We start from the raw sequence: 22,195 nt of genomic DNA, 5'->3' as shown, positions 1-22,195 counted from the left end.
GGGCGGTGGGTCGGCCTCGTCGGGGGGCGGCCGGTCGGGCGGTGGGCGTGCGGGTGGGCCCGGTGCCGGGCGGCGGCGGGACGGGCGGGCCCGAGGTGCGCCGCCGCCGCAGCCGGTGGCGGTCGCGCTCGCGGTCGGGGCGGCCGACTTCGCGGGGCTGGCGCGCTACGGGCTGTTCGGTTCGCTGCGGCACCGGGAGTACCTGCGGCGGGCGGAGGAGCAGCTCAGGGCCCTGCACGGGCAGGGCGTTGAGGTGCACCTGCGGGTGATGGAGGCGGGGGACTACGAGGACTACTGCGACGCCCTCGGCCTCGATCCCCGGCTGCCGGCCGCCCGCGTCGCGTACGCGGGCGATCCGGAGCTGGCCGGGGAGCCGTTCGTCTACGCGGGGGAGCGGCTGGCCGAGCTGGCCCCGGCGCTGCTGGACGACCACCGGGCGCGGGTGCGGATGTCCGTGGCCTGCGCAGCCCTGCTGGACGCCATCGGCGACGACCTGGCCGGGCAGCGCCGGCTGGCGGCGGTGATGCGGTACGTGACGGCCGTCTACCTCGCCCTGGGCGAGGGCGCGGGGGAGGGGTGTCACCTGCTGACCCTGCGGTGTCACGGGCCCGGGGAGGGCGAGGAGCTGACGTCGGCGGTGGACGTCCGCGTCGCGGCGGGGGCCGTGCACCCCGGCGGGCGGGACGCCGAGGCGTTCTGCGTCACCCTCGCGGCGGGCGTGGCCGCGGGCGGCGAGGGCGCGGTGCTGCTGCACGGCGATCCGTCGACGGGGCCGCTGGTCCTCGGCTGGGCGCTGACCGGGGGCCGGCTGCGGCCGATGACGGCCCACGAGGTGTTCGACGAGCTGGCGGACGACGCGGAGCGGGGTCTGCCGTTCCCGCCGGGGATGGTGCCGAGGCCGGGCTTCCCGCTGCCGGGGCCGCCGCCGCCGTCCGGCCCGGCGTCCGGACCGGCTTCCGCGCCGCCGTCCGCGCCGCCGTCAGGCCCGCAGTTCCCGGGCCCCCGGGACGGAGGTGGGCCCCTGGGCTGAGCGAATGTGAGGAGGGCGCTCACGGCCTCCGGGTCCGCCATGCGGCGCTGGGGACTGTTCATCGACCGCCTGTTCGGGGAAGATTTGGAGAAGATCAACAGTCGGAGCGCGCGGTGCCCCACGCCGCCGCTCCGGCCGCTCCGCCCCGTACCGAACTCCGCAGGTCGACCCCTCGCGCCACCGGTCCGGCGAGCCCGACACCGAGAGGGGGACGCATGAGCGAGCGGCGTCGGCTCGCCGCCGGGACCCGCACCGCCGGAGCGCGCGCAGGGTCGGGTGCCGGATCGGGAGCGCGTGCCGGGCGGTCCGCGTCCCCCCGGTCGGCGTCCTCCCGGTCCGCGTCCCCCCGGTCGGCGTCCTCCCGGTCCACGGCCCCTCGGTCCGCGTCCCCTCGGACGGAGCCCGGCAGAGGAGCGGGCTCATGAGCCCGATCGAGTACAGCGCTGAGGTCGCCGAGCTCCTCGGCCGGGTGCGTCGGCGGCCCACCGCGGGCTGGCCGTGGCGGCCGGGCGAGCCGGTGCCGTCCGGGCTGCCCGTGAAGCAGTCCTGGGGCTGGCTGTTCGCGCCGGACGGGCGGGTGCTGACGCTGGTCAACCCCCGGGACGGGATCTGCTCGCTGCCCGGCGGCTCGCTGGAACCGGAGGACGCGGGCGACCCGGGGGCGGCCCTGGCCAGGGAGGCGGCCGAGGAGGCGCAGGCCCTCATCGGCCGGCCCTACTACCTCGGCTACCTCTACGACCGGGTCGGCTCGGCCAACGGTGGGCACGAGTGCGCGCGGGTGCGGATGGCGGCGGCGCTGCGCTCGGTCGGGCCCAGCGCGCCCGATCCCGCCTCGGGCCGCCACTACCGGCGGCTGCTGGTCGCGCCGGGGCTGGCGGTCGAGCTGCTGGGCTGGGGCGTGCCCGGGCTGCGCCAGGCGAGGGTAGCGGTGGCGACGGCCGTCCAGCGGCTCGGCGTGCCCGCGGCGGCGAACGAGGCGATCGAGGAACTGCCGCTCGCGGGCTGCACCGTCTTTCCCGGGTCGGTGTAGGGCCTGCCCTTCCTCCGATCGGTGTAGCGCCCGCCCGGCCGGGAGCAGCCGCCGGGCTGCCGTCCGACGGGAGCCCGAGGACGCGCCCTGACCGGGCCTCCCGGCCCGCGGCCGCCCGGCATCGCCCGCATCGAAGTTGACGAGGCGTTGGCCTCCACCCGGCGTGCCGTTGACCTCCGGCTGACGGCTCGCTGACAACTGCTCGGATTCTCATCTACGCGCGGTGAGCGGAAGGCGTCGGCGCACACCCGCGCTGAGCTGCGGCGATGGGCGCCCCGTGGGGCGGGGTTCACTTCCGTGTTGTCAGACGGCCCGTCAATATCCTTGGCATGACCGCTTCCCGTGCTACCCACCTCCTGCTATCACTTCTGTGACCCGTGTCACTGCCTCGGAGGTGTCATGTTCCGCCCGTCCCGCGCCCTGTCCGTCTCCGCCATAGCGGCCACCCTCGCCATGACGACGCTGTTCGCCGCTTCGGAGGCGAACGCTGCCGGTGCCAACTACGTTGCGCTCGGCGACTCGTACTCCGCCGGCGTCGGTGCCGGCAGCTACCTGAGCGACAGCGGCAGCTGCAAGAGAAGCACCAACTCCTACGCGTACCTGTGGAAGAACGCGCACTCGCCGTCCTCGTTCAAGTTCGTGGCCTGTTCCGGCGCGAAGACCGGTGACGTCCTCAACAACCAGATCTCCTCGCTGAGTTCCAGCACCACGCTGGTCAGCATCAGCATCGGCGGCAACGACGCGGGCTTCGCCAGCACCATGCAGACATGCGTCCTCGGTTCGGACAGCGACTGCCTCAACGCCGTCAGCAACGCCGAGAGCTACGCCCGCGACACCCTGCCCGGCCAGCTCGACCAGGTCTACTCGGCGATCCACGCCAAGGCCCCCAACGCCCACGTCGTGGTGCTGGGCTACCCGCACCTGTACAAGATCGGCGGCTCCTGCATCTTCGGCATCGGCGACACCAAGCGCTCCGCGATCAACGGCGCCGCCGACACCCTGGACGAGGTCATCGCCAAGCGCGTCGCCAACGCCGGTTTCACCTTCGGCGACGTGCGCGGCATCTTCAGCGAGCACGAGATCTGCGGCTCCCTGACCACCTGGCTGAACAGCACCACCTTCCCGATCGACGAGAGCTACCACCCGAAGGCTTCCGGCCAGGCGGGCGGCTACCTGCCGGTCTTCTCCGCCTCCTGACAGGGAACCGCGGACCCCGTGGTGCCGCCGCCCCCTCCCACTGCGGGAGGGGGCGGCGGCACCCGCCGTTCCGGCGGCATCAGCCCCCGGCGGGTGGCACCGGCGGGCCGGGCGGGAAGGGCACGGCGGCGAGGGCGGGCAGCAACTGGGCCTCCTCGTACGCGAGGTGGGCCTCCAGCTCGGCGGACATCCGGTCCAGCTCCGTCCGCAGCCGCTCGGGCTCGACGGCCTCGACGTCGGCGAGCAGGGCCACCAGCTCCTCCCTGATCCGCCCGATGGCCCGGTGCTCCTCGCCCAGCCGCTCGAGCACACCGCGCAGCTGCGGGTGGCTGCGGGCCACCGCGGGCAGGATCGCGGCGTCCTCGCCGGTGTGGTGGTGCGTCAGGCCCTGGCAGAACGCCAGGCAGTGCTGGCGCAGCTGGAACCCGAGGCCGGCCGCCCGGCCCGGTTGGAGGGCCTGCGCCTCCTCCCGGACGTGACGCAGTTGGGCGCGCAGCCAGGTGTGCGCCTCCAGGAGCCGGTCGGCGAGGGTGCGTACGGGCGGTGCGTCGGCATCGGCGGGCTGCGGGCGTTCCAGGACGACGACGGGCAGCTGTCGTTCGGTCGCCGCCTGGTAGTCCCCGTACCCGGGGGCGCGGTGTACGACGGCCTCGAAGAGGCTCTCCCGCTCCTCGCCCTCGGCCGGGACGGCGATGGCGTCGAAGGCGTCGGCGCCGAGTTCGACCCGGACGACGGGGTGGGCGAGCAGGTTGCGGTACCACTGCGGGTGTTCGGGCGCCCCGGCCGCCGAGGCGACGACGAGCAGCAGCCCCCGCGCCTCGACGTAGCCGAGCGGCACGGTGTGCGGCCGCCCGGAGCGGGCGCCGGTGGTGGTGAGCAGGAGCAGGTCCCCGCCCTCGAACGGGCCGCCGACCCGTCCGGCGTTGGCGCGGAACTCCTCGATGACGGTCAGGTTGAAGGAGGAAGAGGAAGAAGAGGTCATGGGCATGCGTGTGTGGTGAGTCTCCGGAAGGTTCGGGGAGTCACGGCCGCACGCACCGGGCGCAGCGGAGGACGCGGCGCCGGTCACGGCGGCCGCGCAGGTCAGATCAGGGTGGCGGAGAGGATGCTCATCGCGCGTCGTCCCTTCGAAAAGGTGCTCGCCCGGCCACCGGCCTGCCCACTACTCTCTGGCCGGCGCCACGCTGCACCCCCTCATCAGAACAGCGCCGCGACCACACTGTCAACGCCCGCCCCGAGCCCGGGGCATGAGGAGAGGTGCCACCGCCGTGGACCGGATCGTCGACCTGGACCTGGCCGCCGCGCGGATCGCCGCCCTGACGCCGCTGTGGCGCGAGGCGGGGCTGACGGTGGCCGCGCCGACGTGGCGCGACTGGCTCGCCTCCTGGCCGCAGCCGCTGCACACGGACCGAGCCCGGGTGGTCGATCCGGACTCGGTGGGCGTGCGGATCGAGGACCGGCGCACGGGGGCGGGGCTCGAGGTGACGCTGTACCGGGGCGGCTGGGCGGACGTGGGCTACCTGGCGGCGCACTGGGAGCAGAGGCCCTTGGAGGACGATGCGGGTGGGCCGATCCCCGCGAACGACATCACCGATGACGCCGACTTCGGTGCGCGTCTGAACGGCTGGGTCGAGAAGGTCTTCGGCGTCCGAGGCGTCCCGGGCGGCTGAACGGCCGCGCCCGCGCAGCCCGGTGGGGGCGGCGCGGGCGCGGGGTGGGGGTCGGTCAGTGGAGGTAGTCGGTGAGGCCGGCGGGCTTGAGGCCGGCGGCGTCGGCGGCGGCGAGGGCGCGCTGGAAGTCGGCGGCGACGGTGTCGGACCAGTGCATCAGGATGACGTCGCCGGGCTGGAGCAGGCCCGGGTGCCAGATGTTGGAGGCGCCCCAGCTGAAGTCGGCGTCGGCGGTGAGGACGGTGCGGATGCCGCAGTTGGCGGCGGCCTGGAGGGTGTCGGCGTTGGAGGCGAAGAACGGCGGGCGGAAGACGACCGGCGCGGTGCCGAAGAGGCGGGTGAGGGAGTCGCGGGCGTCGCAGATCTCGACCTGCTGCTGGTCGAGCGGCAGCTTGGTGAGGTCGCTGTGGGAGACGCTGTGGTCCTGCACGGAGGAGCCGGCGACGGCGGTGACCCGCTTGAAGTAGGAGGGGTCGGTGGCGGCCGGCATCGGCAGGGGGAACGTGGTGATGGGCAGGTGGTGGTCGGCGAGGAACTTCTCCGCGTCGGCGGGGCGGGACCAGCCGTCGTCGACGGTGAAGAAGACGACCTTGTCACTGGTGGGGACGGACCCGGCGGCCGTGGCGGGGGCGGGCGCGGGGCCGTCCACGCGGACGTCGTCCACGGAGAAGGGGCCCTGCTGGTACCAGCCGTGGACGTACAGCCGGATGCTGCGGGCGTTGGGCCCGGTGGTGAAGCGGGTGGTGAGCTGCTGCCAGCCGCCGCCGGTGGTCTCCGTCCAGGCGGGGGCGACGTCCTTGCCGGTGCCGGTGGCGCCGAGGTGGACGAAGCTGCCGCGCACCCAGGCCGAGGCGGTGTAGGTGGTGTTGGGCTGGACGGAGACGGTCTGGGCGCACTCGCCGGTGGAGTCGGCGTTGGCCGGGGTGACGGTGAGCGCGGAGGTGCCGGAGTGCGGGGCGGTGGTGGTGACGGCCGCCTCGGCGGGGCCGCCGGTGCAGTTCCAGCCGGGGACGCTGCCCCAGTCGGCGAGGTTGGGTGCGGGCAGTTCGAAGCCGGGGTTGGTGGCGAGGTTGACGGCCGGCGCGGAGCCGGAAGGCGCGGCGGCGGAAGGGCCGGCCGCGAAGGCGGCGGGGCAGGTGAGCCCGGTGAGCAGTGCGACGGAGGCGGCCAGCGCGGACACGCGCGAGGACACGGACACGTGAGGACTCCTGGGGTGGGGGAACGCGCCCGTGGGGTGAGCGCGGTGAGCGAAGAGCAACGATGGACTAGACCAATCGGCCCGTCAAGGGAACTCCCGGTGAACCCGCCCGGCTCGGCGGCCACTCCCAATCACCCGCAAAGACAAGGAAACGGACGAACCGTCAGGAGGCGTACAGCTCCTCGATGTCCGCAGCGTGGTGCTGCTCGATCACCGAGCGGCGCAGCTTGAGCGAGGGCGTCACCATCCCCTGCTCCACGCTGAACTCCTGTGGCAGCAGCCGGAAGGCGCGGATCGACTCGGCCCGCGACACCGCCGCGTTCGCCGCGCCCACCGCGCGCTGGATCTCCGTGTGCAGCTGCTCGTCCGCGATCGCCGTCCAGGTGTCCAGCTGCTCGCGCCCGTGGGTCTTGAGCCAGTGCGCCAGCGCGGACGGGTCGAGGGTGATCAGCGCCGCCACGTACGGGCGGTCGTCGCCCACCACCAGGCACTGGGAGACCAGCGGATGCGCCGTGACCCGCTCCTCCAGCGCGGCCGGCGCGAGGTTCTTGCCACTGCTGGTGACGATCAGGTCCTTCTTGCGGCCGGTGATGGTGAGGTAGCCGTCCTCATCGAGGCGGCCGAGGTCCCCGGTGGCGAACCAGCCGTCGACCAGCGCCTCGGCCGTGCAGCGGGGGTGGTTGAGGTACCCGCCGAAGACCATCGGGCCGCGCACCCACACCTCGCCGTCGTCCGCCAGGGACACCGAGCAGCCCGGCATCGGCCGGCCGACCGTGCCGAGTTTCTGGCGCCGGGCCGGGTTGGCGGCGATCGCGGCGGCGGTCTCGGTCAGCCCGAAGCCCTCGTACAGCTGGAAGCCCGCGCCGGTGAGGAACAGGCCCAGTTCGCGCCGCAGCGTGGAGCCCCCGCACATCACGGTGCGCACCTTGCCGCCGAGCGCGGCGCGCAGTCTGGGGTAGACGGTGCGCTCGTACGCGAGGTGGCGCAGCCGCAGGGCGGGGCCGGGGCCGGGGCCGCGCCCGAAGGTCTTCCGTTCGCGGGCCTCGGCCCAGTCGACGGCCACCTGTCGGGCCTGTTCGAAGAGTTCGCCGCGCCCGGCGTCCTCGGCGGCCTGCCGCGCCCGCTGGAAGACCTTCTCCAGGACGTAGGGGACGGCGTTGAGGAAGGTCGGCGCGAAGCTCGCGAGGGCGGGCATCAGCACGTCGGCGGAGACGTCCGGGACGTGTCCGATCCGCAGGCCCCCGCGCATCGCCGCGACCTGCACCGCCCGCCCGTACACGTGCGCCAGCGGCAGGAACATCAGGGTGGAGGGCTGTTCGCCGGCGGTGTCGCGCAGGACGTCGCCCCAGCCGCCGAGCATGGCGTCGGCCTCGGCGGCCAGGTTGGCGTGGGTGATCAGGCAGCCCTTGGGGCGGCCGGTGGTGCCGGAGGTGTAGACGACGGTGGCGACGTTGCCGGGCGCGACCCCCAGGCGCTGGCGGTGGACGAGCGAGTCCGGCACGCCGACGCCGTCCTCGACGATCGCGCCCACGCAGTCGCGGTCCAGCTGCCAGATGCCGGTCAGGTCGGGCAGGGCGTCGCACACGGCGCCGACGGTCATCGCGGCGTCCTCGTCCTCGACCAGGCAGGCCACCGCCTGGGTCTCGGCGAGTATCCAGCGCACCTGGTCGGGCGCGGAGGTGGGGTAGATCGGGACGGTGATCGCGCCGATCGACCAGAGCGCGTAGTCGAACAGCGTCCACTCGTAGCGGGTGCGGGCCATCAGGGCGACCCGGTCGCCGTAGCGCACGCCCTGGGTGAGCAGGCCCTTGGCGAGGGCGAGCACCTCGTCGCGGAACTCCCGCGCCGTCACGTCCCGCCAGCTTCCGTCCGGGCCGAGCCGGGAGAGCTGGACCAGGGCGGGGTGGCGGTCGGCGGTGTCGTAGAGGCTGTCGGCGAGTCCACCGGTGGCCTCGGGCCAGGCCGGGGCGGGGGTGGTGAACTCGCGCACGGTCCTCCTCGGTTCGCCACTTCCGCGCATGCCGGCCGCGCCCGGTCGTGGCGGGTGCAGCGAAACTACCGGATCGCCCTGCCACTGCCCAGGGTTGTGACCGTGACGCGACGAGATCGGCACCGACCCGGACGAGGAGTGCCCGGACGGGGGAGATCGGGTGGAGGCGTCACCAGCCGCCGGGACGAGGTCGACGGGTGCGCAAACCGTGTGAATGCTGACGATCCGGGCGCCGATCGACGATGATCGCCCGCCGATCCTGACGTGTCCCGCGCAAGCGGAATGGCGGGCGGAAAGTGCGGACGGATTCGACCCTCGAACGAGTGGTCAGGGCGTAGTAGAGTCGCGCAGACCCACGGCCGGGCCCCCGGCCAGGCCCGATCCGACGATCCACTCCAGCCCCACCCCCACGCCCCCACCGCTGAAGCACCGTCCACGCCTACCGGCCCGCGCCTGGCACACTCCCGACCGAGGACTCCATGCGTCTGCGCAGCAGCTCGATCCGCGCGAAGATCATCGCGCTGCTCCTGGTGCCCATCGTCGCGCTCATCGCCCTGTGGGCGTACGCGACCGTCGCCACCACCGGCGACGTCTGGAACCAGCTGAAGATCAGCCGTACGTACAAGGAGTTCAGTACACCGGTCGACCAGTACGCCGCCGACCTGCAGAACGAGCGCCGTGCCGCCGTCCGGCGCCTGGCCGACCCCAACGCGCCCGTCGCCAAGGACGGCTTCGACCGCGCCAGGGCCGCCACCGACCGCAGCCTCGACGTACTGCGGCAGAAGAAGGACAACTCCTCCGAGCAGCTCTCCCAGGGCCAGCGCGGCCGCTACCTGCAGATCCTCGCCGCCGCCGACCAACTCGGCCCGCTGCGCGCCCAGGTCGCCCGCGCCGCGCTCAACTGGGAGTTCGCACTCGCCCAGTACGGGGACCTCGTCAAACCCGTCTTCGGCTTCCGCTCCGCCTTCGTCGCCCGGCAGAGCGGCCAACTCCCTCGCCAGGGCACCATCCTGATCGAGCTCGTCCGCGCCCGCGAGTACCTCTCGCAGGAGGACGCGGCCATGGACGGCCTGCGCACCAGCACCACCAAGCCCACCGCCGAGCAGTACCAGGTCGCACTGGACGCCCTGCACAACCAGCAGGCCCTGTTCACCGTCTACGTCGCCGAACTCGAAGCGGACGACCAGTCCGACTACATCGCCCTGCGCGGCGGCGACGCCTGGTCCGCCCTCACCCGCGCCGAGGCGGACTTCGTCGGCGCCGGCGGCCCCGACCGCGTCACCCAGGCCCTCGCCGGCGACAACTGGCGCGAGACCGCCGACCGCTCCCTCGGCGACCTCAGCGCCATCAACGGCCGCATCGCCGCCGGAATCGACGAACGCCAGAACGCCGCCGCCATGTCCGCCCTGCTGCGCGGCGGCATCGCCGGCGCCGTCGGCCTCGTCGCCGTCGTGCTGTCCATCGTCATCTCCCTGCGGATCGGCCGGGGCCTGGCCCGCGAACTCATCGGCCTGCGCAACGCGGCCAACGAACTCGCGAGCACCAGGCTGCCGTCCGTCATGGTGCGCCTGCGCAAGGGCGAGGCCGTCGACGTGGCCGCCGAGGCACCCGAACTCCACTTCGGGGACGCGGAGATCGGACAGGTCGGCCAGGCGTTCAACGCCGTCCAGCGCGCCGCCGTCGAGGCCGCCGTCGAACAGGCCGACCTCAGACGCGGCGTCTCCGCCGTCTTCGTCAACCTCGCCCGGCGCAGCCAGGTGCTGCTCCACCGCCAGCTCACCCTGCTCGACACCATGGAGCGCCGCACCGAGAACCCGGCCGAGCTGGAGGACCTCTTCAAGGTCGACCACCTCACCACCCGCATGCGCCGCCACGCCGAGGGCCTGATCATCCTCGCGGGCGGCTCGCCCGGGCGCGCCTGGCGCAAGCCCGTCCGGATGGTGGACGTGGTGCGCGCGGCCGTCGGCGAGGTCGAGGACTACGCCCGGGTCACCGTGCGGCCCTTCCCCGGCACCGGGCTGCTCGGCAGCGCCGTCGCCGACGTCACCCACCTGGTGGCCGAACTCGTCGAGAACGCTGCTGTGTTCTCCCCGCCCAGCACCCAGGTCACCGTCCAGGGCGAGGTGGTGGCGCACGGCTTCGCCCTGGAGATCGACGACCGGGGGCTCGGGCTGAGCGAGCAGCTGCTCACCGAGATCAACGAACGCCTCGCCGTGGAGCAGGAGTTCGACCTCGCCGACACCGACCGCCTCGGCCTGTTCGTGGTCAGCCGGCTCGCGCGGCGGCACGGCATCCGCGTCCACCTGCGGCCCTCGCCGTTCGGGGGGACGACGGCGGTCGTGCTCATCCCGCGCGAGCTGCTCGCGGAGGCGCCGGACGGGCGGGCGGAGCCGCCGGGGGCCGAGGGTGCCTCGGGCGGGCGGCGCGGGCAGCGGGAGCTGGTGGCGGTGCCGGGGTCGGCTGCCGGGAGCGGTTCTACGGGGCGTACGCGGGGTGGCTCGGGTGGCTCCGGCGGTTCGGGCGGTTCGGCTGGCTCGGGCGGTTCGGGCGGTGGCGCCGGTGGCGGCTCGGACAGTGCTTCGGGCGCCGGCGGCAGGCACCGGGTGGCCGGTGGGCCCCGGCCGTCCGCGCCGGAGGGCGGGCGGACCGCAGGCGGGCTGCCGCGCCGGGCCGCGCGCGGACGGGGCGGGCCGACGCTCGTCCCCTCCCCGGGGGCGCCCTCGGACGGCGTGCCCGCCGGGTCGAACGGAGCGAACGGCTCGCACGGTGCGAACGGCTCGTCCGGGCCGGGCAGGCACCGGCGGCCGGAGGAGGTTGTCGCGGCGGAAGGTTCCGTAGCTGCCGTCGCACCGGTGGACGGCGCCGTGTCCACGTCCGTTTCCGCGTCCGCGCCCACGCCCGCGTCCACGCCGGTGTCCGCATCCCGGACGGAGGGCGGGCTGCCCCGGCGCGTCCGGCAGGCGAACCTGGCGCCGCAGCTCAAGGAACAGCGGACGGAACGATTTCGCAGCGGCAGCAGCAGTGGCGGCGGCGAGCCCGACGGCCCGGCCGACGCGACCGACGGCAGCGAGACGCGGGAGCGCTCGCCGGAGGAGGCGCGGGCGACCTTCGCCTCCTTCCAGCGGGGCTTCACCCGCGGCCGCGGCGCCACCGTGCCGTCCGCGCCCGGCCCCGCTCCCGTCCCGGCCTGGCAGCCGCCCGACACCACCCGGCGCGCGATCAGCCCGGCGCCCGCCCCGGCTGCCCTGCCCGCCCCCACGGACGGCGAGGGCGCCAACGCGGTGCTGGCCCGCCGGGTGCCGCCCGGCCCGCCCGCCGTACCGCTGCGCCCCGGGGGCCCCGGGCCGTTCACGACTCCCGCAACACCGGCTCCACCCTCAACACCCTCAGCACCCTCGACGCCGGCTCCACCCTCAACACCCTCAACACCCTCGACACCGGCCTCACCCGCACCACCCGCTCCAGCGGAAGGAACTGACTCATGACCACTTCGACGCAGCCGCCCGGCGACCTCAACTGGCTCCTGGACGACCTGGTCGGACGCGTGGCGGCGCTGCGGCACGCGGTGATCCTCTCCAGCGACGGCCTGGCCACCGGCGCCTCCCGCGGCCTCGACCGCGAGGACGCCGAGCACCTGGCCGCCGTCGCGGCCGGCTTCCACAGCCTGGCCAAGGGTGCCGGCGGGCACTTCAAGGTCGGCGGCGTCCGCCAGACCATGGTGGAGCTGGACGAAGCCTTCCTGTTCATCACGGCCGCCGGCGACGGCAGCTGTCTGGCCGTACTGAGCGAGGCCGAGGCGGACATCGGTCAGATCGCCTACGAGATGGCGCTGCTGGTCAAGCGGGTCGGCGAGCACATGGCCGCCGAGCCGCGCACCGAAGCCGCGCCTCCCGGGAGGTAAGCGGTCCGATGGCGGATTCGAAGGGCGAGACGGACGGGCCCCAGGTGCCGGTCATACGGGCGGTACCCGACATACCGGACGGGCCGGATATCCCGGACGGGCCGGATATCCCGGACGGGTCGGACGGGCCGGACGGGCCGGACGCGCGGGATGTCCCGGAGGCGCGGGACGTCCCGGACGGGCCGGCCGCGGCGGCGGTGTTCGGGGAGCCGGCGGAGGAGGACGACCCAGAGGTCGACCTCTTCCGTCCGCGCGCCCCGGTCGAGACGCACTGGTTCGACGACGAGGCCGGCCCGGTCGTCCGGCTCTACTCGATGACCAGGGGCCGCACCCGGCCCGTCGAGGAGGGCCTGTTCGACCTGATCTCGCTGATCACCGCCGCCGAGCCCGGCCCGACGGCCGGGGCCGTGCCCGCCCACGTCCTCGACCCGGAGCACCAGACCATCCTGGCCTGGTGCCGCCGCGAGCCACTGTCCGTCGCCGAGCTGGGCTCGTACACCGACCTGCCGGTCAGCGTCGTACGGGTCCTGCTCGGCGACCTCTACGACGCGGACCTCATCAGCGTCACCCGACCCGTCCCGCTCGCCGAACTGCCCGACGAGCGACTGCTGCGAGACGTGATCAATGGACTCCGTGCGCTCTGACCACACCCCCGCCACCGGCCCCCGCTGGCGGGGCGGGCCGGCCGCCGCCGTGAAGATCCTGGTCGCCGGGGGATTCGGCGCGGGCAAGACCACCCTGGTCGGGGCGGTCAGCGAGATCCGCCCGCTGCGCACCGAGGAGGAGCTGAGCGAACTCGGCCGCCCGGTCGACGACACCTCGGGCGTGGAGACCAAGCGCACCACGACCGTGGCGATGGACTTCGGCCGGATCGACCTCAACGCCGGCGTCGCCCTCTACCTGTTCGGCACGCCCGGGCAGGACCGGTTCTGGTTCGTCTGGGACGAGCTGGCCCGGGGCGCGCTCGGCGCGGTCGTGATCGCCGACACCCGGCGGCTCGCCGACTGCTTCCCCTCCGTGGACTTCTTCGAGCAGCGCGGCATCCCGTTCGTCGTCGCGGTCAACTGCTTCGACGGCGCCGAGCGGTTCGCCCCCGAGGAGGTCCGCGACGCGCTCGACCTCGACCCCGCGATCCCCGTCGTGCTCTGCGACGCGCGGCAGCGGGAGGACGGCAAGGAAGTGCTCGTCACCCTGGTCGAGCACGCCGCCGCGAGCCGCCGCCGCGCCGCCCACGCACGGGCCTGACCTGCGGTCACACCTCCACCGTCTCATTCCGGCGTCCACATTCCGGACGTCGGGCGTCCGGAAGGTTGCCTAGACGGCCCCGGCCGTGGAAGGCTCTGTCGACGAAGGCCGCCCCCGGTCGTGCCGTGGGGAGGGTCGCGCCGTCAGGGCGCGGCCGCCCGGCCTTCGACGAACCGGTGGGGCGAGGCCGGCGAAGCACCCGACAGGGTGGCCGCCGCGCGGACCGAGGGCAGGACGAAGGGGGAGGGCAGCAGGATGACCGTCGACCGACGACGCGAGACCGTCGCACCCGTCCCCACGATGTCCGCCGCCGCAGCCCCGGTACTCACCGTCCGCCGCTACATCGACCACGCGCTGATCTGCAGCGCCTGTTGTCGCTGACCGGCCGACCCCATCCCCGCGGTACGTCCCAGGCGCCGAGCCCTTTCCGGCGGCCCTCCGACCTGCCGCCGATCCCGTCGACCAGGCCGTGGCGGACGTGGCGGACCAGCCGTCGACGCGTCCGCGGCCTTCCCGTTACCGGCCCCGCCTCGCGGAGAACCCACCAGTGAACAACGCCTGCTCCAGACCCGCCGCCCCCGGCACCGCCCGCCACCGACCCCGCACACCCGGACGGCCGGCCCCCGCGATGCCCTCCGGCGACCGGCCCGGCCGCTCGCACGATCACTGGCCCGGCCGGACGAACGGGTGCGGACGCCGCGACGCCGAGCGCGGCGGCTCCGGCCGCACGGGCCTGACGGACCTCGAGCCGTTCTGGCCCTCGCGGCAGCCGCACCTGTTCGACCAGACGTGTCCGGGCTCGCCCGGCGCGTCCCGGCCCTCCGCCCGCTGACTCGGTCTCACCCCCGAGTCCGCACCCGCGGAACAGCCCGGTCGACGCGCAGACGACTCCACCCCGTCCGTCACGCGCGAAATGAGCGGTCACCATGTCTTCCTCCTCCACGGCCACCCTCCCCCTGCCCGCCGCGACCCCGCACCTGCGCGCGGTCCGGTCCTTCCCCAACGTCCTCCCCTCCGGCGGCGCGGTGCCGCAGGCCGGGCGCGGCCTGCCCAACTCCCTTGCGGGGCACGGCCGTCCGGCGGCTGCTCCGGTCGCTCCCGCTGCTCCCTCCCTACCTGCCGCACCCGTCGTGCCCGCCGCGCCGCAGGCGCTGCTCGCCGCGCTGCCGGAGGGGGCGACCGTCGTCGCCGCCCTGCCGGAGGGCGCGCTGCCGCAGGGTCTGCTCGCCCAGTACGGCGGGCAGTTCACCGGCGCGGCCGGACAGCCGATGGTCGGGTACCTGGTGCTGGTGCCGGCCGAGAACCCGGCCGCCGTGGCTCCGGCTCCGGCCGCTCCCGCGGCCCCGGCCGTGGCGGCGCCGCGCCCGGTGCGTCCGGTCGGGCGGGGCATCACCGTCGACACCGAGCGGCGCAACGCCTACGTCGACGGGCGGTTGCTCGACCTCACGTACCTGGAGTTCGAGCTGCTCTCCCACCTCACCGAGCACCCGCAGCGGGTGCACACCCGGGACCACCTGGTCTCGGCGGTGTGGGGGTACGGGCACGTCGGCGACGGCCGTACGGTCGACGTGCACGTCGCCCGGCTGCGGCGCAAGCTCGGCGCGGCGTACCGCGACAGCATCGTGACGGTCCGTCGGGTCGGCTACAAGTACACCCCGGCGAGCTGATAGGCCGCTCTTCCCACCGCTACGGCGGGTCGCCCCGGACGGTCGTCCGGCGGGCGGCCCGCCGTAGCGCGTTCCCGGGTGAGGGCCGGGCGGGGATCGGTCAGGCGCGCTGGTCGGGCGGAAGCAGCAGGACGGCCAGGGCGTCGGCGCAGGCTCGGGCATGGCCGAGGAACCAGGCCAGGCGGTCGTCGGTGAGGTGGGCCGGGGTCGAGCGGACGGCCAGCGCGAAGCGGGCCTGCCCGGTGACGTCCAGGACGGGCACCGCGACCGTGCGCACCCCGGCGGCCGACTCGCCGTCGTTGACGGCGTACCCGAGGGCCCTCACCTTTCCCAACTCCTCGTCCAGCAGCGCCGGTTCGGTGATCGTCCGGTCGGTGAAGGAGCTCAGCGGGCCGAGTGTCGACAGCGCGCACTCGCCCGGGCGCGGCCAGGCCAGCAGCACCTTGCCGAGCGCCGTGGAGTGCAGCGGACGGCGCAGGCCGAGGCCCGTGTCCGGGCGGACGGAGCCGCCCACCAGGATCACCGCGTGCGAGCCGCTGCGTATGGCCAGGTCGGCGGTGGCGTTGGTGCGCTCGGCGAGTCGGTTCAACTCCGGTGCGGCCAGGTGGAGTCCGCGCTGGTGGAAGGTGAGCTGGCCGAGTTCGGCGACCGCCGGGCCGAGCCGGTAGCGCGCCGTCTGCTCGTCCTGCTCCAGGAACCCGGCGCTCACCAGCGTGCGGGCGAGCCGGTGCGCGGTGGAGACCGAGAGGTCCATCCGGCGGGCCAGGTCCGAGGCGCTCAAGTCCGGTCCGTTGTCGTGGAAACAGTGCAGCAGCCCCAGCGCGCGCTGGACGGCCTGCGCACCGGCCGGTGGACTCTGGACGGCGGCGGTCGCGGCCTCGGCCATGGCACCTCGCGTTTCGGTTCGACGACTTCGAAGATCCGGCCGGTCCGCCGGAGGAAGTCTCAGCGTAGGCCAGCGGGTGCTGCGGGATTGTGTCGGCGCGGTTGCAATGGGATGGCGTTCGTGAACAACAGATCCCACGATGTGGCAAACCCTTGCCCCGGGCTCCGCCGCCGTGGAACGCTCGACACATCGCCCCGGAAGCCCCCGGCCCGGGCGCACTCGATCCGCGTCAACTCGTATCAACGCGCAGGAAGGAGAGGAACCGTGACCATGCACCGGTGTCCCTCTCCCTGCGCCTGTCGTCACTGACGCCACCACCCCTTCACGCCGGTCGGACCCCCGGCCGCGCGCTCCCCGATCTTCGGCCTTCGACCTCCGCAGAGGACCACATCCCGTGTCCAGCCGTGCCCTTGGTGCCCCCGACTCCGCCCCCGACATCCTCTGGTTCACCCGCTGCCCGGTGCCCACCGCGACCGGCATCGCCGCCGATCAGGGCTGGCTCGCCCGGGAGTTCGCCGCCGACGGGATCACCGTCCGCTCCCTGCAGGACGCACCGCCGGAGGAGGCGGCCGACCACCACTACACCCACGCGCTCCCGGGCCTGGTCCGCGAGGGCGGCAACGTCCCCGCGCTGTGGGCGCGTTCGCGCGGCGAGGCGACCCGGCTGATCGGGCTCACCTGGATCGAGGAGCGCCAGGTGGTACTGGTCCGGGCGGGCAGCGGGATCACCGAGCCGGCGCAGCTGCGCGGCCTACGGCTGGCGATCCCACATCATGGCATCGCCATCGACTTCTGGCGGGCCATGGCCCTCGCGGGCTTCCACGGCGCCCTGGGCCGCGCCGGGCTCACCCTGGACGACGCCGAGCTGGTGGACGTCCCCGCGCCGCCCGGCGGCGGGCAGTGGGCGGGTGAGCTGGCCGCGCTGCGGGACGGTGCGGTGGACGCCGTGTACGTGAAGGGGGCGCTCGCCGTCGAGGCGGCCCGCCGGATCGGCGCGGAGGTGGCCGTCGACCTGGACGCGCTGCCGGACCGCCGGGCCCGCGTCAACAACGGGACGCCCCGGCCCGTGACCGTCCATCAGCGGCTGCTGGACGAGCGCCCCGACCTGGTGGCCCGCTTCCTGGCCGTCCTGCTGGACGCCGCCGACTGGGCGGCCGACCGCCCGGAGGAGGTGGCGCGGATCCTGCGGGCCGAGACCGGCGCGGGCGCCGAGGGTGTCGCCGGAGCCTACGCGGCAGGCGGCCACCGCACCCTGCACCTGGACCTGTCGGGGGAGCGGCTGGACCTCCTGGCGCAGCAGGAACGTTTCCTCAGGGAGTGGGGATTCCTCGCCGCCCCGGTGGACATCGCCACCTGGGCCGCCCCCGAGCCGCTGCGCGCCGCCCGTGAACTGCTGCGCGAGCGGCGGGCCGGGCTGAGCGCCGCGAACACCTGACGACTGACAGCTGACAGCTGACGACTTTCAGCGAACAGCGACCGGTCGACAGATGTCAGCGAACAGATGTCAGCGAACAACCACTGAAATCCGTCATCCGACATCCGTCGTTTGACACCTGTCAGCTGCGACCCGCCATTCACCGCCCCCCGACCTCCCCTGGAGCACCTCGCATGACCCCCTCCGCCCGTCTCGCCCTCGCCGCCACCGCACTGCTCGCCTCCACCGCCCTGGCCGCCTGCGGCTCGTCCACCGACGGGGCCAAGGCTTCCGTCGGCGGGGCCGGCGCGGCGGAGGTGGTGCTCCGGCTGCCCGACCCCGGCAACAACGGCTTCCTCGCCCGTGGCAAGAAGGACGGCACGCTCGACAAGGCCCTCGCCGCCGTCCACGCCAAGGTCGCCTGGACAGGCAGCGCCGGGCCGTTCGCCCCCGCCGCGCAGGCGCTCTCCGCCGACCAGCTCGACATCGCCCAGGGCTCGATCACCTCGGCGGTGGCCGCGCTCGCCCAGAAGCCGGGCTTCAAGCTCTTCGCCCAGACGGCCCCCGACGGCGTCGGCGAGGGAATCCTGGTCAAGAACGACTCGCCCATCAAGTCCGTCCAGGACCTGGTCGGCAGGAAGGTGGCCGTCTCCCAGGGCGGCACCAGCGAGTACCTGCTGCTCAAGGCGCTGGAGAAGAACGGCATCCCGGCCGACAAGGTCGAGCGGGTCTACCTGCGCGCCGACCAGACCTCCGGCGTCTTCAACTCCGGCCAGGTGGACGCCTGGGCGACGTGGAACACCTTCTCCACCCCCGCCGTCGCCAACGCCGGGGCCCGCTTCCTGGTCAACGGCAAGGAGATCGGCTCCGACAACTACGCCGTCTGGGCGGTGCGCAACGGCTTCGCCGACAAGCACCCCGAGGTGGTGAAGACCTTCTACGCCTACCTGCGCGACAACGGCCAGAAGGAGAAGGCCGATCCGGCCGGGTACCTCAACGTCTTCACCGACGCCGGCCCGACCGCCGTCACCCCCGCCGAGAAGGAGGTCGCGGTGAACGTCAGCCGCCAGGGCGCCGTCGCCGGCGCCATCTCCGAGGCCGACACCGCCCGCTTCGGCGTCGTCGCCTCGTTCTTCGCCGACCAGAAGGTCACCAAGCAGCTGGTCGACGTCAAGCCGTACCTGGTCGACGTCGACCAGCTCGGAGACGGTGCCAAATGAGCACCGCCACCCCCACGGATACGCCCACCGCCCCGGCCGCCGACACCGAGGCCGCCCTCGCCGCCGGACTGGTCGAGCCTCGGGCCAGGGTGCGCAGGCCCCGGCCACGCGCGCTCGCCCTCACCTTGCGCGCCCTCGGCCCGCTGGCCCTGCTCGCCGCCTGGTTCACCGCCTCCGCCATCGGCGCGCTCACCCAGGACGTCCTGGCCTCGCCCGCCCAGGTCGCCGAGGCGGTGGGGGAGTTGTGGGGCAACGGCCAGCTGACCGACGCCCTCGCCGTCTCCCTCACCCGCGCCGGTCTCGGCCTGCTCCTCGGCGCCTCCGTCGGCCTGGTCCTCGGCGTGGTCACCGGATTCACCCGCCTCGGCGAGGAGTTGCTCGACTCGGCGATCCAAGTCCTGCGCACCGTCCCGTTCCTGGCGCTGGTCCCGCTGTTCATGGTGTGGTTCGGCATCACGGAGACCGCCAAGATCGCCCTGATCGGCGTCGCCACCAGCTTCCCGATGTACGTCTCCGCCTCCGGCGGCGTCCGCAGCACCGACCGCAAGCTGGTCGAGGCGATGCACAGCTTCGGCCTCGGCCGCTGGGCCGTCGTGCGCACCGTCGTCCTGCCCGGCGCACTGCCCTCGCTGCTCTCCGGGCTGCGGCTGTCGATGACGCTCAGCGTGATCGCCCTGATCGCTGCCGAGGAGATCAACTCCACCGAGGGCATCGGGTACTTGATGGCCCAGGCCCAGAACTACTCGCGCACCGACGTCCTCGCCGTCTGCATCCTGATCTACGGACTGCTCGGCCTCGCCGCGGACCTGATCGTCCGCACCCTGGAACGGCTCCTGATGCCGTGGCGCCAGGCCGTCCAAGGAGCAGCCCGATGACCACGACCGCCCCGCCCCTCGCCGACGCCGATGCCGATGCCGATGCCGACGATGCCGCCCCGGCCGTCCATCTGCGGGGCCTGCGACGGGAGTTCGGCACCAGGGCCGTGCTCGACGGCGTCGACCTGTCCATCGCCCGGGGCGAGTTCGTGGCCCTGCTCGGCGCCAGCGGCACCGGGAAGACGACCCTGCTGCGCATCCTCGGCGCGCTCGACCGGGCGGACGCCGGTACGGTGCTCGTCCCGCCGGTGCGCACGGTCGTCTTCCAGGAGCCCCGGCTGGTGCCGTCCAAGCGGGTGCTGGCCAACGTCACGGTCGGCCTGCCGCGCGGCGCCGCCACGCGCGGGACGGGGCTGCGGGCGCTCGCCGAGGTCGGCCTGGAGAAGCACGCCGACGCCTGGCCGGCCACCCTCTCGGGCGGGGAGGCGCAGCGCGTCGCCCTGGCCAGGGCGCTGGTGCGGGAGCCGCAACTCCTGCTCCTCGACGAGCCGTTCGCGGCCCTGGACGCGCTCACCCGGCTGCGCATGCAGGACCTGGTGGGGGAGCTGGTCCGGCGCCACCGCCCGGCCGTCCTGCTCGTCACCCACGACGTGGACGAGGCCGTGCGCCTGGCCGACCGCGTGGCCGTCCTGCGGGGCGGCCACCTCATCCGCGACGAGACGGTCGCCGTCGAGCGCCCCCGCGACCCGACCGATCCCGCCTTCGCGGCCCTGCGCGCCCGCCTCCTCGCCGACCTCGGCGTCCACTGACCCGCCCCGAACACGCCCCTTCCCCCGTTCCTTCCCCCGTTAACTGCATGCACCACCGGAGTTGAGAGCCATGACCGTCACCCTCGGCGTCCACGCCAGTAACCCCTCCCTCTACTATCTCGCCCGACTTCCTTACCTGGATGAGGAGTTGGCCCCGCTCGGCGAGACCGGCGCGTTCCACCACTACACGGACGGCACCCGCACCGGCGCCCTGCTCGCCGAGGGCACCATCGACTTCGGCGGCACCGGCTCCACCCCGCCGATCACCGCCCAGGCGGCCGGCCACGACCTGGTGTACGCGGCCGTCTCCGCGCCCCGCCCCGACCACGGCGCCCTGCTCGTCCTGGACTCCGGCCCGGTCCGCACGGTGGCCGACCTCAAGGGCGGCACCGTCGTCCTCGGCATCGGCTCCTGGCAGACCCACCTGCTCGCCAAGGCCCTGGACGCGCAGGGGCTCTCGTACGGTGTGGACGTGACGCCCGCCCGTCCCGAGGCCGGCGCGGACCAGGCGCGGCGGCTGCGCGACGGCGAGATCCTCGGGTGGATCGCCCAGGGCGCCGAACTGGCCGCCGCCCGCCGCAGCGGCGGGTTCCGGGAGCTGATCCGCACCGGCGAGGTCATCACCGACCGCTCGGTGTTCTTCACCCGCCGGGACTTCGCCACCGCCCGCCCCGAGGTCGTCGCCGCGATCACCGCAGCCCTGCGACGGGCCGACGCCTGGGCGGCCGCCAACCCGGGCGAGGCCGCCGCGATCGCGGCCGAGGAACTGGGCGGGCAGGCTGCCGACTGGGAGACCGCGCTGACCGCGCTGCCCTGGCGGCTGGAGCCCGCCACCGCCGGGTTCGTCGCGGAGCAGCAGGAGGCGGCGGACATCTTCCACCGGGTCGGGTTCGTCGACCGCGCACTGACCGTCGCGGACGCCCATCTGCCCGCCCTCGAGGGCACGGTGGCGGCCGCGCTCGCGAAGGCGGTCTGAGCCGTGGCCTCCGAAGCCCTCTGGTACATCATCCCACGCGAGGGCCACTACCCGTGGGAGCCGGCCGGCCGCCGCCCCGTCGACCTGCGCTACCTCCAGCAACTGGCGGGCAGCGTCGAGCGGTTGGGCTACACCGGCGCCCTGCTGGCCACCGACCTCTACGACGTCTGGACGCTCGGCAGCGCCCTCGCGGCCGCCACCTCCCCGGCGTTCAAGCCGCTGCTGGCCGTCCACCCCGGGCTGATCTCGCCCACGCTGCTGGCGAAGTCGGCGCTCAGCTTCGACCATCTGCACGGCGGCCGGCTGCGGTTCAACGTGGTCAACGGCTCCACCGCGCAGCTGCGCGAGTACGGCCTCGACGTGGAGCACGACGACCGCTACCGGCTCAGCGCCGAGTACTGGTCGATCGTCAAGCGCCTCACGGCGGGTGAAGTCTTCGACCACAAGGGCGAGTTCTACGACCTCAAGAACGCGGGCGCGAGCCTGCGGGAGCTCACCCCGGTGCAGCCGGGCGGCATCCCGCTCTGGTTCGGCGGCAGTTCGGCGGCCGGCATCGAGATGGCGGCGCAGCACGTGGACGTCTATCTGACCTGGGGCGAGCCGCCGCACCTGCTCAAGGAGAAGCTCGACCTGGTGCGCGAGCGGGCCGCCGCCCACGGCCGGAGCCTGCGGATCGGCCTGCGGCTGCACCTGATCGTCCGCGACACCGAGGACGAGGCGTGGGCGGCCGCCGACCGGCTGCTGGACGTCACGAGCGAGGCGACGTACGCGCGCCAGCTGGGCGGGGCGAAGGGTGAGGACGGGGTCGGCTGGCAGCGCCAGTTCCGCCAGCACGGAGGCAAGGTCCCGGCCCGGGCCCGGGAGCTGGAGTCCTCCCCGAACCTGTGGCCCGGGATGAGCCTGTTCCGCCCGGGCCCCGGCACGGCGGTGGTGGGTTCGACGACGCAGGTGGTCGAGCGGCTGCAGGAGTTCGAGTCCCTGGGCGTGGACACCTTCATCCTCTCCGGGAACCCCCTGCTCGAGGAGGCGCACCGGGTGGCGGAGACGGTTCTGCCGGCCCTGGGCATCAAGCGCTGAGGGAGGGGCGGCCGGACAGCGGACAGAAGTCAGCAAACGGATAACAGATGACGAAAGCTGTCCGCTGTCC

The 22,195-nt window shown here is 74.2% G+C and carries 20 protein-coding genes; 16 read left to right on the top strand and 4 right to left on the bottom strand.

Annotated features, from left to right (window positions below; genetic code table 11):
• Positions 1-115: 115 nt before the first annotated feature.
• The 3 genes from IH61_RS0125330 to IH61_RS0125320 all read left to right on the top strand — a co-directional run bounded on the left by IH61_RS0125330 (position 116) and on the right by IH61_RS0125320 (position 3,257).
• Positions 116-1,030, top strand: coding sequence for a hypothetical protein (locus IH61_RS0125330; RefSeq protein ID WP_031073713.1), 915 nt, complete (start codon positions 116-118; stop codon positions 1,028-1,030).
• A 421-nt stretch (positions 1,031-1,451) separates the two neighbouring features.
• Complete coding sequence (locus tag IH61_RS41385; RefSeq protein WP_063763260.1) at positions 1,452-2,060, top strand: hypothetical protein; 609 nt, start codon at positions 1,452-1,454, stop codon at positions 2,058-2,060.
• A 399-nt stretch (positions 2,061-2,459) separates the two neighbouring features.
• On the top strand, positions 2,460-3,257 hold the full coding sequence (locus IH61_RS0125320; RefSeq protein WP_031073710.1) for an SGNH/GDSL hydrolase family protein: 798 nt from the start codon (positions 2,460-2,462) through the stop codon (positions 3,255-3,257).
• Positions 3,258-3,336: 79 nt separating this feature from the next.
• Here the strand turns inward: IH61_RS0125320 and IH61_RS0125315 are convergent, their stop codons facing one another.
• The gene (locus tag IH61_RS0125315) at positions 3,337-4,239 is read right to left on the bottom strand and encodes a nitroreductase/quinone reductase family protein (RefSeq protein ID WP_107057222.1); all 903 of its coding nucleotides are present in this window, start codon (positions 4,237-4,239) and stop codon (positions 3,337-3,339) included.
• Between the two features lie 286 nt (positions 4,240-4,525).
• On the opposite strand from IH61_RS0125315, the gene IH61_RS0125310 reads away from it, so the two are divergent.
• On the top strand, positions 4,526-4,927 hold the full coding sequence (locus IH61_RS0125310) for a hypothetical protein (RefSeq protein ID WP_234327325.1): 402 nt from the start codon (positions 4,526-4,528) through the stop codon (positions 4,925-4,927).
• Between the two features lie 55 nt (positions 4,928-4,982).
• Here the strand turns inward: IH61_RS0125310 and IH61_RS43175 are convergent, their stop codons facing one another.
• Positions 4,983-6,125, bottom strand: a complete 1,143-nt coding sequence (locus IH61_RS43175) for a polysaccharide deacetylase family protein (RefSeq protein ID WP_051837938.1) — start codon at positions 6,123-6,125, stop codon at positions 4,983-4,985.
• 163 nt (positions 6,126-6,288) lie between these two features.
• The gene (locus IH61_RS0125300; RefSeq protein WP_031073702.1) at positions 6,289-8,115 is read right to left on the bottom strand and encodes an AMP-dependent synthetase/ligase; all 1,827 of its coding nucleotides are present in this window, start codon (positions 8,113-8,115) and stop codon (positions 6,289-6,291) included.
• A 479-nt stretch (positions 8,116-8,594) separates the two neighbouring features.
• Here IH61_RS0125300 and IH61_RS49680 point away from each other — a divergent pair, with 479 nt between their 5' ends.
• The 6 genes from IH61_RS49680 to IH61_RS0125265 all read left to right on the top strand — a co-directional run bounded on the left by IH61_RS49680 (position 8,595) and on the right by IH61_RS0125265 (position 14,928).
• Complete coding sequence (locus tag IH61_RS49680; RefSeq protein WP_051837933.1) at positions 8,595-11,600, top strand: nitrate- and nitrite sensing domain-containing protein; 3,006 nt, start codon at positions 8,595-8,597, stop codon at positions 11,598-11,600.
• Positions 11,597-12,016: a roadblock/LC7 domain-containing protein gene (locus tag IH61_RS0125290; protein ID WP_031073698.1), complete on the top strand. Its 420-nt coding sequence runs from the start codon at positions 11,597-11,599 to the stop codon at positions 12,014-12,016. Before IH61_RS49680 ends, IH61_RS0125290 begins: the two co-directional genes overlap by 4 nt.
• 314 nt (positions 12,017-12,330) lie before the next feature.
• Positions 12,331-12,660 (top strand): DUF742 domain-containing protein, encoded by a 330-nt coding sequence (locus IH61_RS48800; protein ID WP_234327326.1) that lies wholly within the window; start codon positions 12,331-12,333, stop codon positions 12,658-12,660.
• Positions 12,641-13,261 (top strand): GTP-binding protein, encoded by a 621-nt coding sequence (locus IH61_RS0125280; protein ID WP_037973330.1) that lies wholly within the window; start codon positions 12,641-12,643, stop codon positions 13,259-13,261. Before IH61_RS48800 ends, IH61_RS0125280 begins: the two co-directional genes overlap by 20 nt.
• A gap of 255 nt (positions 13,262-13,516) precedes the next feature.
• On the top strand, positions 13,517-13,642 hold the full coding sequence (locus IH61_RS49675; protein WP_267884067.1) for a hypothetical protein: 126 nt from the start codon (positions 13,517-13,519) through the stop codon (positions 13,640-13,642).
• Positions 13,643-14,187: 545 nt separating this feature from the next.
• The gene (locus IH61_RS0125265) at positions 14,188-14,928 is read left to right on the top strand and encodes a winged helix-turn-helix domain-containing protein (RefSeq protein WP_078911381.1); all 741 of its coding nucleotides are present in this window, start codon (positions 14,188-14,190) and stop codon (positions 14,926-14,928) included.
• 100 nt (positions 14,929-15,028) lie between these two features.
• Here the strand turns inward: IH61_RS0125265 and IH61_RS0125260 are convergent, their stop codons facing one another.
• Positions 15,029-15,814: an IclR family transcriptional regulator gene (locus tag IH61_RS0125260; RefSeq protein ID WP_031073687.1), complete on the bottom strand. Its 786-nt coding sequence runs from the start codon at positions 15,812-15,814 to the stop codon at positions 15,029-15,031.
• 394 nt (positions 15,815-16,208) lie between these two features.
• Between IH61_RS0125260 and IH61_RS0125255 the strand changes: the two genes are divergently transcribed.
• From IH61_RS0125255 to IH61_RS0125230, 6 genes are all read left to right on the top strand, one after another.
• The gene (locus IH61_RS0125255) at positions 16,209-17,249 is read left to right on the top strand and encodes an ABC transporter substrate-binding protein (RefSeq protein WP_051837931.1); all 1,041 of its coding nucleotides are present in this window, start codon (positions 16,209-16,211) and stop codon (positions 17,247-17,249) included.
• 173 nt (positions 17,250-17,422) lie between these two features.
• Positions 17,423-18,448, top strand: coding sequence for an NrtA/SsuA/CpmA family ABC transporter substrate-binding protein (locus IH61_RS0125250; RefSeq protein ID WP_031073682.1), 1,026 nt, complete (start codon positions 17,423-17,425; stop codon positions 18,446-18,448).
• Positions 18,445-19,323 carry an ABC transporter permease gene (locus IH61_RS0125245; protein WP_031073680.1) on the top strand — a complete coding sequence of 293 codons (879 nt, stop codon included), beginning with the start codon at positions 18,445-18,447 and terminating at the stop codon, positions 19,321-19,323. Before IH61_RS0125250 ends, IH61_RS0125245 begins: the two co-directional genes overlap by 4 nt.
• Positions 19,320-20,072 (top strand): ABC transporter ATP-binding protein, encoded by a 753-nt coding sequence (locus tag IH61_RS0125240; protein WP_051837929.1) that lies wholly within the window; start codon positions 19,320-19,322, stop codon positions 20,070-20,072. Before IH61_RS0125245 ends, IH61_RS0125240 begins: the two co-directional genes overlap by 4 nt.
• Positions 20,073-20,142: 70 nt before the next feature.
• Positions 20,143-21,048: an ABC transporter substrate-binding protein gene (locus tag IH61_RS0125235; RefSeq protein ID WP_031073676.1), complete on the top strand. Its 906-nt coding sequence runs from the start codon at positions 20,143-20,145 to the stop codon at positions 21,046-21,048.
• 3 nt (positions 21,049-21,051) lie between these two features.
• Positions 21,052-22,125: an LLM class flavin-dependent oxidoreductase gene (locus tag IH61_RS0125230; RefSeq protein ID WP_031073674.1), complete on the top strand. Its 1,074-nt coding sequence runs from the start codon at positions 21,052-21,054 to the stop codon at positions 22,123-22,125.
• The last annotated feature ends 70 nt before the right edge of the window (positions 22,126-22,195 follow it).

Origin of the sequence: Streptomyces sp. NRRL WC-3742 (assembly GCF_000720635.1) — a bacterium.
Classification (GTDB): Bacteria; Actinomycetota; Actinomycetes; order Streptomycetales; family Streptomycetaceae; genus Kitasatospora.
The sequence above is the reverse complement of the archived record's forward strand: the minus strand, read 5'-3'. Positions and strand labels throughout refer to the sequence as shown.

Bases quoted from the DNA above. Each gene is read 5' to 3' on its own strand.
- IH61_RS41385 (WP_063763260.1), top strand. From the start codon at position 1,452: ATGAGCCCGATCGAGTACAGCGCTGAGGTCGCCGAGCTCCTCGGCCGG.
- IH61_RS0125320 (WP_031073710.1), top strand. From the start codon at position 2,460: ATGTTCCGCCCGTCCCGCGCCCTGTCCGTCTCCGCCATAGCGGCCACC.
- IH61_RS0125315 (WP_107057222.1), bottom strand. From the start codon at position 4,239: ATGACCTCTTCTTCCTCTTCCTCCTTCAACCTGACCGTCATCGAGGAG.
- IH61_RS49680 (WP_051837933.1), top strand. From the start codon at position 8,595: ATGCGTCTGCGCAGCAGCTCGATCCGCGCGAAGATCATCGCGCTGCTC.
- IH61_RS0125290 (WP_031073698.1), top strand. From the start codon at position 11,597: ATGACCACTTCGACGCAGCCGCCCGGCGACCTCAACTGGCTCCTGGAC.
- IH61_RS48800 (WP_234327326.1), top strand. From the start codon at position 12,331: ATGACCAGGGGCCGCACCCGGCCCGTCGAGGAGGGCCTGTTCGACCTG.
- IH61_RS0125280 (WP_037973330.1), top strand. From the start codon at position 12,641: ATGGACTCCGTGCGCTCTGACCACACCCCCGCCACCGGCCCCCGCTGG.
- IH61_RS49675 (WP_267884067.1), top strand. From the start codon at position 13,517: ATGACCGTCGACCGACGACGCGAGACCGTCGCACCCGTCCCCACGATG.
- IH61_RS0125265 (WP_078911381.1), top strand. From the start codon at position 14,188: ATGTCTTCCTCCTCCACGGCCACCCTCCCCCTGCCCGCCGCGACCCCG.
- IH61_RS0125260 (WP_031073687.1), bottom strand. From the start codon at position 15,814: ATGGCCGAGGCCGCGACCGCCGCCGTCCAGAGTCCACCGGCCGGTGCG.
- IH61_RS0125250 (WP_031073682.1), top strand. From the start codon at position 17,423: ATGACCCCCTCCGCCCGTCTCGCCCTCGCCGCCACCGCACTGCTCGCC.
- IH61_RS0125245 (WP_031073680.1), top strand. From the start codon at position 18,445: ATGAGCACCGCCACCCCCACGGATACGCCCACCGCCCCGGCCGCCGAC.
- IH61_RS0125240 (WP_051837929.1), top strand. From the start codon at position 19,320: ATGACCACGACCGCCCCGCCCCTCGCCGACGCCGATGCCGATGCCGAT.
- IH61_RS0125235 (WP_031073676.1), top strand. From the start codon at position 20,143: ATGACCGTCACCCTCGGCGTCCACGCCAGTAACCCCTCCCTCTACTAT.